General features: G+C 51.6%; 10 protein-coding genes. 2 read left to right on the forward strand and 8 right to left on the reverse strand.

The window, feature by feature from the left end; translation table 11 throughout:
• Positions 1 to 789 precede the first annotated feature (789 nt).
• On the forward strand, positions 790 to 1,632 hold the full coding sequence (locus AXFE_RS12070; RefSeq protein ID WP_052606214.1) for a hypothetical protein: 843 nt from the start codon (positions 790 to 792) through the stop codon (positions 1,630 to 1,632).
• A gap of 162 nt (positions 1,633 to 1,794) precedes the next feature.
• Positions 1,795 to 2,223, forward strand: coding sequence for a hypothetical protein (locus AXFE_RS12075; RefSeq protein WP_152626065.1), 429 nt, complete (start codon positions 1,795 to 1,797; stop codon positions 2,221 to 2,223).
• A gap of 2,039 nt (positions 2,224 to 4,262) precedes the next feature.
• Here AXFE_RS12075 and AXFE_RS12085 read toward each other — a convergent pair.
• The 8 genes from AXFE_RS12085 to AXFE_RS12120 form a co-directional block, all read right to left on the reverse strand.
• The gene (locus AXFE_RS12085; RefSeq protein ID WP_052606217.1) at positions 4,263 to 4,853 is read right to left on the reverse strand and encodes a TetR/AcrR family transcriptional regulator; all 591 of its coding nucleotides are present in this window, start codon (positions 4,851 to 4,853) and stop codon (positions 4,263 to 4,265) included.
• A gap of 18 nt (positions 4,854 to 4,871) precedes the next feature.
• A complete protein-coding gene (locus AXFE_RS12090; protein ID WP_052606218.1) occupies positions 4,872 to 6,476 on the reverse strand; it encodes an AMP-binding protein in 1,605 nt (534 codons plus the stop codon).
• Positions 6,477 to 6,491: 15 nt separating this feature from the next.
• Positions 6,492 to 7,646: an acyl-CoA dehydrogenase family protein gene (locus AXFE_RS12095; RefSeq protein ID WP_052606219.1), complete on the reverse strand. Its 1,155-nt coding sequence runs from the start codon at positions 7,644 to 7,646 to the stop codon at positions 6,492 to 6,494.
• Between the two features lie 137 nt (positions 7,647 to 7,783).
• Complete coding sequence (locus tag AXFE_RS12100; RefSeq protein ID WP_052606220.1) at positions 7,784 to 9,337, reverse strand: class I adenylate-forming enzyme family protein; 1,554 nt, start codon at positions 9,335 to 9,337, stop codon at positions 7,784 to 7,786.
• Positions 9,330 to 11,120, reverse strand: coding sequence for an acyclic terpene utilization AtuA family protein (locus AXFE_RS12105; protein ID WP_052606221.1), 1,791 nt, complete (start codon positions 11,118 to 11,120; stop codon positions 9,330 to 9,332). The genes AXFE_RS12100 and AXFE_RS12105 overlap by 8 nt, the downstream gene beginning before the upstream one ends.
• Entirely contained in the window at positions 11,117 to 11,932 is an 816-nt protein-coding gene (locus tag AXFE_RS12110; RefSeq protein ID WP_052606222.1) for a TIGR03084 family metal-binding protein, read from the reverse strand. Before AXFE_RS12110 ends, AXFE_RS12105 begins: the two co-directional genes overlap by 4 nt.
• Positions 11,932 to 12,696, reverse strand: coding sequence for an enoyl-CoA hydratase/isomerase family protein (locus AXFE_RS12115; protein WP_052606223.1), 765 nt, complete (start codon positions 12,694 to 12,696; stop codon positions 11,932 to 11,934). Before AXFE_RS12115 ends, AXFE_RS12110 begins: the two co-directional genes overlap by 1 nt.
• Positions 12,693 to 14,684: an acetyl/propionyl/methylcrotonyl-CoA carboxylase subunit alpha gene (locus AXFE_RS12120; protein ID WP_052606224.1), complete on the reverse strand. Its 1,992-nt coding sequence runs from the start codon at positions 14,682 to 14,684 to the stop codon at positions 12,693 to 12,695. The genes AXFE_RS12115 and AXFE_RS12120 overlap by 4 nt, the downstream gene beginning before the upstream one ends.
• Positions 14,685 to 14,689: the final 5 nt, after the last annotated feature.

Raw genomic sequence — 14,689 nt, forward strand, 5'->3', positions numbered from 1 at the left:
TTCTTCCATCAAGCTTTGCATAAAGACGCCCATCGCGCTAACAGGATGCCCTAAGTGGGTTCAGCGACTGCTTTGTTGATACGAATCAAGGCTCTGACCGCGCTAGCTTGTTGCCAGGCGACGTGGCATTGCTAGAAAAATCCTATGAGACTTAAGATAACGCCAAAATGAGACTCTTTCTTCATGTAAAGTGAACCGCTGCAATACTCCTAAAGTCCTACGAGATGAAGAAGTCCCCAAAAGGGATATTCGCCAACGCACTATCAATGGATGATATAGCTCGAGTTCTTGGATCGCTGGGATGTACTACTAGTAATAGAGTGCTCATACTCCACGATCAGAAATAGCTAGCTTTGTCTCATTGTCAAAGACAATTCGAACACACAAAGAGGAAGTTATGGTTGGAATTGAACCCTATATCTTGAAAAAAACTGTCGCCGAAAAAGGGGTCGAGGGTCGAAACAATAAAACTCGATCGGCCATTGTTAGAAGCTAAGGTCTTTACGCGGCAAAATCAACGCTTGGCTCGGTAATGCTTTCATGCGGTCCGATTGAGCTAAAGCTTGCCTATGAGAGGGTTAGTTGATCCGTGTATATGTCAATAGAGCTAATTGTTTAGAGTGGCCGGTCTGTAAAAACTTGGGGAAGAGATCAATTAAATATGAACCTTTATGGAAATAGAGCAACATGACCTGATATAAATAGTGTTTGGTAGTTCTCTTTGCATTTTAGGCAATGTCTTAGTTGTGTTACCTTTTCATTCAAGGAATTGTCGTAGGAGGTTCCGGAATGCCGATTGATGATCACGTTCTTTACGCTTACTCTATCCATGGACGGAATCACAGCGGTGACGTTATTGACTATTCCGCGCTAATAAGGGGCCTTGGGCTAAATTCTTCCTCATTTCAATATTTTTTCGACGGTAATCCTAACGAAACCTTAGCCGTTAGTGGCGACATCTACCCAAGGGACAATATCTGGGAGTTACGATTCCACCAGGAGATTCTGCTCGATCGAGCAGATCTCCAATCGCCCTTTAGATCCCTCATAAAAGAATCATCTCTTTTTGTTGATCCAGACAGTAGGTTTGTTGCCATTGAAAAACATCGTAATGGTCTTGATTCTCTCCAAATTAGTTCTTTTCTCCAGACTTTGGGTAGGGTAAGTGGATTTGATCCCGACCTTATTATTGACCTCAATCCGGTTATTTCGGAATCTTTCTACCAGGAACTACAGCGCTATGTTCGAATTCGGGCAGTGTCGTTAATGATGTCACGCCCGAACTTTAATTGGACTGATAATGCCAATGAGATAACCGACTTGGCCGAGCTTTCGAACGCTCATTCCGTGGAAATAAAGATGTCGGCACCCCGTGGTAGGTGGTTATCAATGGATAGAGGAATCGTCTACGATATCAAGCAGCTCTTACTCAATAAGATTGGGCCACTTAAGAGTGCGAGAGTCGTTGGCTTTAAGGCGGTCGACGGCCGTGAAAGTACTTTATCTTCAAATAGCTATCATGAGCGCAAGGCAATATCTATTGAGGAAGATTCCAGCCGAGAGGAGCGACGAAGTAATCTCGTCCGGGAAGTCAAACATTTTTTAGTTAGCTTTGAGCCCGTTGCTAGATAGCGATTCATCCTGAGATATTCTGAAACGCGCTTTATGAGAAGTATAAATAAACGGACGAGCAATCAAAACAATTTTTGGTCTTGTCAAGTATGGCAAAGACGCCATAGATTGATATCGTTTCCCGCGTTTATCATCGCGATAATCGTAGGGGGTTCGGCTGCGATGGAAATTCCACACATGGCTGACATGCGAGACATAACCTCCAATCTTGCCGCAACCGCATTAATTTTCGCCTCCATATCCTTCGGAGCTTGCCTAACCGGAGCAGTTGTGGCTCTCACTGTTCCATCTGAGAAAGCAAGGGAAGATTGGGCGTCAAGTGGGCTAACAAATGGTTCATTTTCCCATTTCAGTGATCTTATGTTCGTGTTCACTTGGTCGGCGATATGTCAACTTGGCGTCGTAGGAGCTGCCATCGGTCTATATCTTTCCGAAGCACCTCTATCACCAGCAACCCCTGAGCACGTCTACTTAGCGTTACCCATTTTTCTTGAGATTCTAGGTATTGTCGGTGTCATTGCATTTGCTCAACTTATCGCCGTCGTCTCTACAATCTCTCAAATCGCCGTAGCGGTCAGCGCTAGAAGATAATCGAACCTCAAACAGAGGTGACTGTATCTTAAATGCTAAATTCACGACCGGGCGATAGTTGGTTATGGCGCTCTATCTGTGCGTAATAGTGTCTCTCCAAGTCGTTGTCTTTCTATGTTTATCGAATGATAGGGAGCTCGTTAAAGTAGATTTGAGATGCTTTTTGAGTCAATCAAAGGTCCCCATTTCACAGTCAGTAGGTTGTGTAAGCGGTGATTCAACCTAAGGGCTATGTTTCATGTTTATTTGTCCTTTTTAGAAACAGGAATTAATTAAATTTCATCTAAAGATCGGAGACCGATCCTTTGGGATTCAGGGCCGTGATGCCTTTGTTTGGATGTGTTTGGTAGGGGTAAGACTCAAGATTGGAGCCTGGAATAACTCTATCTAGCAAACCTATTGGCGCAAGTGTTTCTTGGGTGTTTGTTTTTCTTTCATACCGGACTGGTGTCTTGTAGCTTTCATTCCAACTTTAATAAGGAGCGTTATCTCGGACTAAAAAGAGTTCGCAAAGCAGGGAAACTGGGCACTTGTGCACAGGGCCGCTTTGCTAGTTTGATGGGTTCAAAGAGGAGGTCGGATGGCCATTTGATGTGGTAGTTTGACGGGAATTTTAAGTGCCGGCGAATTTTGGTTTCTACAGATTGTTGCATTATATCTTTAGAATTTTTAGAATCTCTCGGGTTTTTAGGATCTTTGACGTTGGAAAAACAAGTTCGCATACAAGGAGGTCTAAATTGAAGCTGTAGGGCCAGGTAAAAGATTACCCAAAGGGCATTTGAGCCGAGTTGATTGACTGCGCCGGCTGCTCATTTATCGATGATGATCCCTAACCAGCGCACAGTATTTTGAAGTCGAGCCTTTTGGCGAATTGTACCCTACTGGTTAGGGGTTGTAATAACTAGGACCGCTGCGGTACTTCCTACCAGCGAGGTGGTGAGCTTGCTCTTTTACACTTTCAATACGGCCCATAACGTGCGGCCCGCGACTACATCGCGACTAGGGAACCCAGTTGACGATGGCAATTACCGCCGACAGTTCGGAACCGAAATGTGAACTGATATGGATAGGCTGGGCAGATCCGTGGAGTTAGCCGGAGAGGATAGCTTTGTGGGCTTAGGCGTTATCTGGCTCAGGGCTAGATGGTGCATGATTTGAGATTTTAGTGATGTGTTAGCTACTTTTCTCATCTCGCTGACCCACGAACAGCTACCCTTTGGTTAGCTACTTTCACAATCTCGGTTGGAGTTCTTGCACCCTCCCGGCAAAAGAGAATCGCAATACACCGAGCCCTGTCCACTTGGGTATATAGTGACTTTGGCGTTTACGTCATACGAAAAGTCGCGCGCGGTTTCCTTTGTGGGATGGGTAGTAGTCGGTGTGCTTGCGCTCGGCGCCTTGGTTGCACCTTTACCATCTTTGCGACCGTGGCCCTTTTTGGTGCAGCTATTGGAACTATCGCCCTGGCTATCTGGCCGGCTGGTCGAGGTGGTGCTGCCTTTGGAGCTTTAAGCGGGGCGGGTGGTGTGCTTGTATATATTGCGTGGCTAAATCGTCAGGGACCAGAAATGGTGTGCAAAGCCACTTCGACATCTAGCCCGGCGCATTCAAGAATGGAATCCGTGGATTTGGCTTATCGTCGCAGCCGTGTTGGTTATAGGCGGAATCATCGGATTCTTAAAATATCGAAGGTAGACGGGCCGACTCGAAAGTGGTTGGGCTTTAAGGCTGAGCTTGAGACCCTGTTCAGAGAGTCAAAGTTGTACGCTTTGATGTTTTATTATCAAGACCCGCTAGAGACGCTGAACTAGTGCCCTTTTTGCCTCCACTTCATTCATTTTGGATTGATTTATCAATACGATTTCCATGGTGTTTCAACAATTAGATTCAGCGACTTTTGAATCGGAGATTTGTGACTCTGCAAGAATTGAAAATTGACCCAGAGGCGTCGAGAAAGATGTCGTGGAGCATGAATATTTGCTACTGCCAGGCGAATTATCCAGAGAACAACACAGCAGACTTTTCCATAGCTACGAAGGCTAGGTAAGGTCAAGGACGGCCATCGCTGCGGTTGTCAGTGTTTCTTTTAGACGATCTTTCGGTAGCCCGACGTTGTGAAATAAGGGCGACTGGATAGCAGCGATAGCAGCGTGCGTCAGTGTACGAGCGGTGGCATCATCAAGCTCACTTCGCACTTCACGGAGCAGGTGCACCCATTCTTCAACATATAATCGCTGTTTTCGGCGTAGCCTTATTTGATCGTCGTCAGGAAGGCTACGAATTTCGTTGTGATAGACCTGCGCGATTGCGCGGTCTCGCACTACGAATTCGACCTGCCCTTCTATGAGACCTGCGAGGGCGACTTTGATGTCAGAAGCTTCCTCAAGAGTGCGTTGCTCGTCTCGAAGGAGGCGGTCGATAAAGCGATCGAAGAGAGCCACTAGGATCGCCGACTTGCTCTCAAAGTGGCGGTAAATACCTGAACCGGTGATGCCTGCCTCAAGACCGATATCGGCCATTGATACTGCGTGAAAGCCGCTGGCTGAGACCAGTTCTGCAGCAGCTTCGAGGATCTTTTCCTTGCGCGCGGGATCCCTGGTACGCAAGGGAGTCTCGCCGGGGACAGTCATGGTTTTCTCCTTGGGTATTTAATCTTGGGGTGGATTATAGAAGTGGCTGAACTCTTGGCGGACGAGGTTCTTTTGGATCTTGCCGGTCGAGGTCTTAGGTAATGCATCAACCACGATTATCGCTTTAGGCGCTTTGTAGGGATCGATGATCGTCTTGACCTTGGCAATCACGGCGTCTTTGTCGATAGTGGTCCCTGGAAGGGGCACTACCACTGCCGTTACCGCTTCGCTCCAGCGCTGGTGGCTGAGACCTACTACAACGGCTTCAGCGATGTTAGGATCGGCAGCATAGATAGCTTTTTCCACCTCTATCGAGGCGACGTTTTCACCTCCAGTCTTTATCACGTCCTTGTTGCGGTCAGCAAACCATAAGATTCCATCGCTATCAAAGTGGCCGACATCGCCGGAGTGGAACCAGCCGCCTTTAAAAGCTGCGTCGGTAGCCTCTGTGTTGTGTAGGTATCCAGTCATGGTATGAGGCCCTCGATAGACGATCTCACCTTGGGAGCCTTGGGGGAGGAAATTGCCGGCTTCGTCCATGATTCTCACCCAGACGTTAACTACTGGGGTTCCCACTGCGCCATTATGGGTGAGTTGGTGTTCGGGACGAAAGATCGTCGTAGTGGGGCTCATCTCCGTCTGTCCAAAGAGTAGATAGAAGCCACAGCCAAATACTTCGATACACTTTTTCAGTTGTGCCTCGGGCATTGGAGCCATGGCGTAGAGGGCGCGGCGTAAGCTGGAGAGATCGCGGGTGGCGATATCGGCTTGGTCAAGCATCGCTCGATACATCATCGGAAGGCCAAAGATCTGAGTGATATGGTCAGTTTCGATAAGATCGAGAAGCCCCTTTGCATCAAATCCTCTCTCGATGTAGATCGTGGCGCCCACCATTATCGCTGGGGTGCAGTGACAATTGAGCTGTGCGGTATGAAACATCGGCATCATGGCCACGAAACGGTCATCGGCTGCGAAGCGTCCTTCTAAGGCCATCGTCATCGACTCTAAGTAGATGGCGGCATGGTTTCCGATCACACCTTTGGGAAAAGAGGTTGTCCCGCTTGTGTATAGATATGTGAGAGCGTCGCGGTCGGCTATGAGTGCTTCGGGCTCGCTTGGGTTTGTGTCGGCTGAAAAAGCCACAAAGTCTATTCCTGTCAATCCTGAAATGGAATCGCTATGGGCGGCATGAGTTCCTTGAGCAATGATAAGATCTTGGATCTTGGCCGAGGTTGCAATCGCTGGAGCAATGGCTTTCATAAGCTGGGTTTCTATAACAATCCCCCGCGCACCTGAGTGATCGAGCACATATGCAACCTCTTCGGGCCGCCACCCGAGGTTGATTGGCACGCAGACGATTCCTACCTTGGCACATGCATAATAAGTGACTAAGAACTCCACGCTATTTGCAGATGCCAGTGCCAGGGCGTCACCACCTTGGTAACCCTTGGCCATCAGTGCATTTGCCATGCGGTTCACCCAGGCGTTGAAGTCTTGGTAATTAAGTCGTAGATTGCGATCGACGATTGCTAAGGCATTGGGATAGCGATAAGCGCTTCGGGTGAGGCTGTCGCCGATATTGATGCGATGGATTAAGTTGTCAAAGAGTGGAGAGGTTGTCATGTTGGTGCCTTCTTTCTAATATGAGCGGGGAAGCCCGAGAGAATGCTGAGCGACGAAATTGAGAATCATCTCTCGATTGACCGGGGCGATGCGAAGGAGACGGGCCAATCCCCAGTAAGGAACGAGGCCGTACTCGGTGGCTAAACCATTGCCACCATGGGTCTGTATTGCGGCATCGATGGCCGAAAGTGCCGCCTCTGCTGCGGCATACTTTGCCATATTGGCGGCCTCTCCTGCGGGAAGGTGGTTGTCGTGAAGCCAGGCCGCCTTTGTCGTCATCAGGGCAGCTAGTTCTACTTCGATCTTGGCCTTGGCGAGGGCGTGGGATACTCCTTGGTGTGCACCAATCGGGGTATCCCATACCACCCGAACGTTAGCGTATTGCGCGGCGCGTTCTAGGCAATAGCGCCCGATCCCGACACAGAGCCCAGCGCCGGTAATTCGCTCGGGGTTGAGACCCTGAAAGACTTGCTTGAAGCCGTCGCCCTCGGTTCCGACAAGACGGTCGGCAGATACTTTGACATTGTCAAAGTGCAAAGTGAATTGGCGTTCTGGCAACGTAACCGAGACTGGCAGTGGAATTTTTGAAAGTCCAGGCGCATCGCTGTCGACGATAAAGAGCGAGAGGCGTGCCTTTTCGTTCGGAGGTGAGGTTCGTGCAACTACTAAAATCGCATCCGCTTCGTCGACGCCAGAGATGTAGTATTTTTCACCGCTAATACTCCAGCTATCACGATCACCAACACGGTGGGCGAAGGTCGAGAGTCGATGGGTATTGGAACCTGCTGATGGCTCAGTTATGGCAAAGACGATCTTGGATTCACCCGAGGCGAGCTTAGGAAGCCATCTCTCGCGCTGGCTTTGGGTGCCGTAAGTGGCGATCACCTCGCCGGATATTGCGCTTGAAACAAGGAGAAGTAGCAGTGGAGTTCCGCGCGCAGCGCTTTCTTGACAGACCATGGTTAGTTCGACGAGTCCAGCACCGCCCCCGCCGTATTGTTCGGGGAGATTGATGCCAATATAACCGTGGTCCCCAAGGGCTCGCCATAGTTCGGTAGTTGGGGTGCGCGATTCCGCGTGACTCTGGTAGTATTCCGCTCCAAAGTCGTCACAGATCGCGGCGACCGCGACCCTGAGCGCTACGTGTTCTTCATTTTCGGTAAAATCCATCTGGTTTCCTCTTTTAGTCATCCTCTTGTCCACACAGCCTTAATTGTTGAGCTTTAATTTCCCCAGGTAGGCCATTTGGAGGCGATATATGTGGGCAAAATTCACCCTTGAGTTGTTATTGTTATTTCCGACCATGGTCACTTTAGGGTTTCATCTCTTTTGGTGAGTTCGCTAAGGAGGTGGCGTTGAAGTTTGCCGGTGGTGGAGCGAGGAAGATCCTCGGCGCGCATGAAAGTTATCTCACGCGGACGCTTGTATCCCCCGAGACGTTCTTTGCACCAGTTTGTGATCTCCTCCTTGGTGAGTGACGCGCCGGGCCTAAGTACCACAACTGCGCTGACGGCCTCGCCCCAATGTTCGTTGGTAATTCCAAAGACGCACACCTCCTCTACCTCAACCATTGAAGCAATGACCTGCTCGACTTCGGCAGGGTAGATGTTTTCCCCACCGCTCTTGATCAAGTATTTTTTGCGATCCACAAAGGTAAGGCTGCCGTCACCATTTCGAACCAGAATATCGCCGGTGTGGAGCCAGCCACCAGAGAAAGCTTCGGCGGTGGCCAGAGGGTCATTCATATACCCGCTCATAACCGAGGGTCCTCGCACTAGGCACTCTCCGGGGACTCCCACTGGTGTTTCGCTTAGATCGTCATTTGCGATTCGAATCTCCATAAGAGGAGCGGGAATCTTGTTCATGCTAGGTGTTTCGCCAGGACCAGATAGTCCATGCGCAATGAGATAGCTCGCTTCGGTCTGCCCGAAGGCATCGTAGAAGTCTATATTCGCTGAGGCGGTTAATTCGGTGACGATGTTGGGCATCATATTGGCATAGCCGATCGCAAAGCGCAAACTCGATAGATCGAAGTCACTACGGGAGGGGTCGTGTAAAAAGTCGGTGATCACCCCGGGTAGGAGCAAGGTCCAGGTGAGCCGGTCGCGCTCTATTACCTTAAACATCATTCGGGCGTCTGCTTTTCTTAAGGTGGCATAGGTTCCACCACTTTGGAGGGTGGCATATAGAGATTCGTCTCCACCGCAATGAAAGAGAGGTAGCCAACCTACAAAGCCATCGTCTGGGGTCAGAGAAAACCACTGTGCCAAGCGCATCGCTCGTATTGCGGCTGCCCCCTGGCTGATCATGGCTCCTTTGGGCCGTCCGGTGGTACCACTGGTATAGAGAACGTTGTAAATATCAGATGACGTAATCTCAATTGCCGGCGGTGGGGGATTCTCTTGCGCAATCATGCTTTCATAGTCAAGATATCCCTTTGTTGGCCCGTCGTAAGTGATCACCATGGTGGTTTCATTTGAATCAATAAACCCTAAAAGTGAAGGGATTAGTGCGCCAGAGACGATTATCGCCTTGGGAGCGCCAGTTGACAAGCAGTAGGCGATCTCGTCGGGGTGAAAGCGGATATTGATCGTCAAGGCGATTACGCCAAGGGACGAAAGTGCGCAATAGGTCTCGACGTATTCGCTCCGGGTCTCAGAAAGTATCGCTACCTTATCACCTTTTGATATTCCAAGACAATAGAGAGAGCTAGCCAGTCTATGTGACCGCTCAGCGAGTTCGCCATAGGTATAAGCCGCACTTTCAGAGGTAATTGCCCGTCGTTTCGAAAAGATGCGAAAGCTTCGACTAAAGAGGCTATTTAGTGTGATCTGGCATGCAATTGAAGCTTGGTCATCCATCGCTGGACTCTTTTGCTAAGAGCTGGATGGGAACCTCGACATATCGTGATCGAATGTACTCGCCGAGCCCTTTGGCTTGGGGATCAAGGCGTGTTGAAGAGGCAACGCCTTCACCGAGGAGACCGATCACCACGAAGTTGATGGCATAGAGATTGGGTAAATCGAAGCGGCGGATTTCTAAATCTTTGGCTTCGGGAAGGAGCTTTCTAAATTGATCTACATCTAGGTAGTCAAAGAGCCACCCAAAGGCCTGAGCGTCGCGCGCCCAGATTCCCACGTTGGCATTGCCCCCTTTATCTCCCGAGCGTGCTCCGCAGAGGCAACCCAAGGGGACGAGGCGCGCTGGCTTTGGGGCAACTTTGGGAAAGTCAAAGGTGGCCGTGTGAATAAGGTCGGCCTTAGGTTGGTTTGATTGTGGTGGCCCCGCTATGGTGAGGCTAGAGCCATCTTGGAGCACCGCGGTGTGGGTAACCAATGATGCTGGGATCAAAGTTGGCCAATAGATAACATATGCACTCTCTGACGTGGGTGGGGAAGTGGTATGAAATCCTGGATAGCCACCTAGAGCTAGTTCAAGTACCCCATTAGAAAATGACCGGCCAACTTTTGTGGGGTCTGGGTCTTTGATGGTGATGCGTAGGTGCGCTGTAGCCAGCTCATTGAAAAGGGCGTCTTCTCGTTCAAATCGAATCAGCTGTACATCCACTTCGTCGAATTGCTCTGGGCCACCGAGGATTCCAAAGAGCTCTTCGGTGGCCCAAGCGGCCTTTTCTTCTATGTGAGGGCCGGTGAGTACCATGGTCATGGTGTTGCGGTAGCCACCAAAATAATTAAGAGCTACTTTGAGGTTTTGTGTGGGGGCACTTCCGCGGGTTCCAGTGACGAGCACTTGGTTAGTGTCGAGTTGCGCGAGGTTGATGGTGTCAAAATGGGCGATGACATCGGGATTGAGATACTGGGGTTCTGCGATCTCATAGAGTAGTTGTGCGGTGATCGTTCCCACCGAGACCAATCCCCCGGTATCTTGGTGCTTGGTGATCACCGAGGTGCCATCGTGGGCGACTTGAGCGATTGGAAAACCAGGATAGCGACGATCAGTGATCTCGTCCATGAATGCATAGTTACCTCCTGTAGCCTGAGGTCCGCATTCGATAATGTGGCCAGCTACAACCGCACCGCTAAGTGCGTCATAGTCGTCGCGGCGCCAACCATGCCAGTAGGCGGCGGGTCCCACCACTAAGGATGCATCCGTGACTCTCCCGCAGATCACTATTTCGGCACCGCCCTTTAGCGCCTCGACGATTCCCCAAGCCCCGAGATAGGCATTTGCGGTGATCGGAGCGACATTGGCCTCTTTTAGGGTAAGTCCGGTGTCTAAGTTGGCAAGGTCGTATCCCGATTCGAGAAAGTGAGGGATCGAAGCGATGATGTCGTCTCCGGTGATATAGGCGACATTGACGCTGATTCCGAGACGCTCAGAAAGTGTGCGAATCTCTTCGGCCAATGCCGCCGGATTGAGGCCACCTGCATTGCTTACCACCTTGATGCCGCGATCGACACAGCTACCAAGGACCTGTTCCATTTGTGTGAGAAAGGTTCTGGCGTAGCCGGCGCGCGGATCTTTCTGGCGCGCCTTCCATAGAATTGCCATGGTGAGTTCCGCGAGATAGTCTCCGGTGAGAAAGTCAATCGGGCCACCTTCGACCATCTCCTTGGCAGCTATGAGGCGATCTCCGTAGAAGCCTGAGCAGTTTCCGATGCGAACTGCGCGCTTTTGGGTCATTTGGATCCTCCTTGGTCTGCGAGGGACGCTTGAGTCTCTCGCCCTGGTCCCACAGCACCGGCATAGGCCTGGGCGATGTGCATCCACTCCGAGGAGATTGGGCCACTGGTGGTGATCTTGGTTTCACTAATGTTGCGGCGCTGGGTGACCACGAGACAAAAATCCAGAGCACTTGCTACCACCACTTCTTTTGCCTCTTGCGGGCCGAAGTTCCAAATGGAACCATCAGGAGCGCCAAGTTCTACTCGCACGGCTTCTTTTGGTATTTGGAGGTTTCGAAGCGTGTAGGAAAACTCTCGGGTGTTAAAGCCGAGATGGGCGATGTGGCGCAAACGATTTGTTGGAACGATCTGAAGCGCCAACGTATCGGCAATGTCGACGCCATGGGCCCAAGTCTCCATGAGGCGAGCGGTGAGAGAACTTGCGGCGCTCATATCCGGACCGTACCACTTTAGACGCTGGCGAGCATCGATTCCAGTGAAAGCGCTAACAAGGTCGGAACGGGCTTGCTTTAGCCATTCTAGGAGCTTGGCTGGAGTGACGTCGTGGTATTTCTTTGCCACCTCATCGGGAAAGGAGTCTCCGTAGGCGCTAAGCGCACCAGCGTCACTTTGAAACTTCTCAGGGTCATCTAACGACAATAGCGCTGCCTCGTCGAAGTAGGCGAGGTGGCTCACCTGGTCTCGGATTGCCCAACCAGAAGCAGGGGTCGGTAACTCCCAGGCGGAATCCTCCAGTGGAGCGAGCATCGCTACTACCACTTTAGTTTCGGCGACGAGATCATCAAGTAGGTTGCTCATGTCAATAGCCATTATTTTCCACTCCAATTCGGTTGGCGCTTTTCTTGGAATGCGCGAGGTCCCTCTTGCGCATCGCTACTGAGATAGACGGGAGCCCAGATGCGTTCAGCCTCCGCGAACGCTTGTGTTAGGGGCATCTCGGAAATTAGCCGCGCTGTCTTCTTTGCTGCGATTACCGAGAGCGGTGCATTGGCGGCGATAGTTTCAGCGAGCCTCTGGGTGGCCTCGACTAGATCTTTAGCGGGGACGACTTTGTTGATGAGGCCGAGTTGATAAGCTCGGAGTGCGTCGATGGGCTCTCCTGTAACTAGGATCTCCATCGCTACCTTTTGAGGTATTATCCCTGATAGCGGCGCCGCCCAAGGCGAACCGCGTCCCACTTTGACTTCAGTGATGGCGAACCTAGCGGTTTTGGCTGCAACGATCAGATCGCAGTTTTGAGCGAGTAGAAATCCTCCCGCATAAGCGATGCCATTTACCGCTGCAATGGTGACTTTGTCGGTATGGATATTTCGCCCTAGCTGGGGGACGAAGTCGACCGGTGGAATCTCAAGTGCGGTCTGGGCCATCTCCACTAGGTCTCCGCCAGCACAAAAGGCCTTGTCGCCGGCGCCGGTGAGTACCAACACACGGGCGCTCTTATCGTCGTTGAAGTGGTGGAACCCCTCGAATAGGCCCTCGCGGACCGCTTTATTTAGAGCATTGCGCGCTTGGGGGCGGTTGATGGTAAGCCAGGCGACTTCGCCCCTAAGTTGATAGGTGACTGTATCGTTCACTGGCCCCCCTCCATTACCGCGAGCACGAAACCTACATCAACGGCTTGTCCGCTTTTTATGTGTAGGGCCTGGATGGTGCCGGCGGCTGGTGCACGCACGGTGTGTTCCATCTTCATCGCTTCGAGCACTACGATTGGGGCTCCAGCGGGGACCTCTTGTCCAATGGCGGCCAGAACCCGAAGTACAACTCCAGGCATCGGTGCCAACAAGGATCCCGGAGCGTCCCGCGAATCGGGCTCGGGAAAGCGAGGTACTTCCACAAGGGCGCAAGTACCTAATGCGCTATCGACGTAGCAGGTTTGTCCGACTCGATGGATCTCGATGCGGTGGCGCACTCCTGCGATTGCCAGATCCACCTGGGTCGCGCTGGCGCAAAAGAGGACTATTTCGCCAAAGGAGGAGTCGTCTACTTGAGCTTGGAGACCGTTTCGGCCAAAGCGATATGAGACCTCGAGTTCTTGGTTTCCGATCGCCCAGCGCTGTCGCTGAGGGCCATTTTGAACGTTGCGCCAACCCGAGGGGAGGCTTATTTGGACTTTGGCATCCCTTCGTCTTGTAGCTTGGTCAGCCAAAGATGCCGCTAGACAATGTATTGCGATTATCTCGGGGCTATGGGTGGAGGCGATGAGCTCGATCGGATTGTGGCGTACCAAATATCCGGTGTCAATAGCCCCGCCAGCAAAGTCATCTTCGCGTAGGATGGCCACTAGGAGGTCGCGGTTGCTGATTACGCCGTGAATTTTGGCTTTAGATAGCGCTCGGGCAAGAAGGCGACGTGCCTCATCTCTGGTTGACCCATAGGCGATAACCTTAGCGAGCATCGGGTCGTAGTGGATATCCACTTTGGATCCCTCGGCCACCCCGGAGTCTACCCTCAACCCTGCGAAGGTGGGAATTTCAAATTTCACCAGTGTCCCGCTGGAAGGGAGGAATCCGGCGGTGACATCCTCGGCATAGAGGCGGGCTTCTATGGCCCAGCCACGAATAGAGGCATTGAGGACCGCTGGGGGCAGGGCGATGCCCTCTGCTACGCTGAGTTGCAACGCCACGAGGTCAAGGCCGGTTATTGCTTCGGTTACGGGGTGCTCCACCTGAAGGCGGGTGTTCACCTCGAGGAAGAAGAACTTTCCATCGGTGCCCATAACGAACTCAACCGTCCCCGCACCGACATATCCAATTGCTTGCGCTGCTTTTACTGCGGCGGCACCTAATTCAGCGCGAAGATCATCGGTTACCGCCATCGATGGTGCCTCCTCAATGATCTTTTGATATCGCCTCTGGATCGAGCACTCTCGCTCGAAGAGGTGCACAGCATTGCCATGGGTATCAGCAAAGATCTGTACTTCGATGTGGCGAGGAGACTCCACGTAATGTTCCAGAAATACCGTACCATTGCCAAATGCGGATTCTGCTTCACGCCGTGCCGAGGCGATGGCATGGATGAGTTCGTCGGGGTTATTGACCGCGCGCATCCCACGTCCACCCCCACCAAAAGCTGCTTTTACCAAGAGGGGATAGCCAACTGTTCGGCCAGCTTCGTCTCCAATATCACTTTTGAGCTCTTCGTCGTCGGCGATGGTGATTCCACTTAGGACCGGAACTCCAGCTGCAGCCATGAGTTCTTTGGCGAGAATCTTAGATCCCATCGAGGCAATGACATTAGGCGCAGGACCGACAAAGATCAACCCTGCTTTGGCGCAGGCCGATGCAAATGGGGCATTTTCTGAGAGAAAGCCATAGCCAGGGTGAATTGCGTCGCAGCCGGTTCTTAATGCCGCAGCGATAATGAGATCGTCGCGTAAGTAGGTCTGCGATGGTGCGTTGCCCGCCAGGGCAACCGCCTCGTCGGCCTCTTTGACATAGGGCGCATCGGCGTCTGAGTCGGAATAGATCGCTACGGTGGCGATGTCCATCCGTCGTGCGGTGGCAATAATACGGGAGGCGATTTCGCCGCGGTTTGCGATGAGAAGTTTTCGAATTGGCGCCATATCGT

This window comes from Acidithrix ferrooxidans (assembly GCF_000949295.1).
GTDB lineage: Bacteria > Actinomycetota > Acidimicrobiia > Acidimicrobiales > Acidimicrobiaceae > Acidithrix > Acidithrix ferrooxidans.

Excerpts from the sequence above, each read along its gene's own strand:
- AXFE_RS12070 (WP_052606214.1), top strand. The coding sequence starts at position 790 with ATGCCGATTGATGATCACGTTCTTTACGCTTACTCTATCCATGGACGG.
- AXFE_RS12075 (WP_152626065.1), top strand. The coding sequence starts at position 1,795 with ATGGAAATTCCACACATGGCTGACATGCGAGACATAACCTCCAATCTT.
- AXFE_RS12085 (WP_052606217.1), bottom strand. The coding sequence starts at position 4,853 with ATGACTGTCCCCGGCGAGACTCCCTTGCGTACCAGGGATCCCGCGCGC.
- AXFE_RS12090 (WP_052606218.1), bottom strand. The coding sequence starts at position 6,476 with ATGACAACCTCTCCACTCTTTGACAACTTAATCCATCGCATCAATATC.
- AXFE_RS12095 (WP_052606219.1), bottom strand. The coding sequence starts at position 7,646 with ATGGATTTTACCGAAAATGAAGAACACGTAGCGCTCAGGGTCGCGGTC.
- AXFE_RS12100 (WP_052606220.1), bottom strand. The coding sequence starts at position 9,337 with ATGGATGACCAAGCTTCAATTGCATGCCAGATCACACTAAATAGCCTC.
- AXFE_RS12105 (WP_052606221.1), bottom strand. The coding sequence starts at position 11,120 with ATGACCCAAAAGCGCGCAGTTCGCATCGGAAACTGCTCAGGCTTCTAC.
- AXFE_RS12110 (WP_052606222.1), bottom strand. The coding sequence starts at position 11,932 with ATGGCTATTGACATGAGCAACCTACTTGATGATCTCGTCGCCGAAACT.
- AXFE_RS12120 (WP_052606224.1), bottom strand. The coding sequence starts at position 14,684 with ATGGCGCCAATTCGAAAACTTCTCATCGCAAACCGCGGCGAAATCGCC.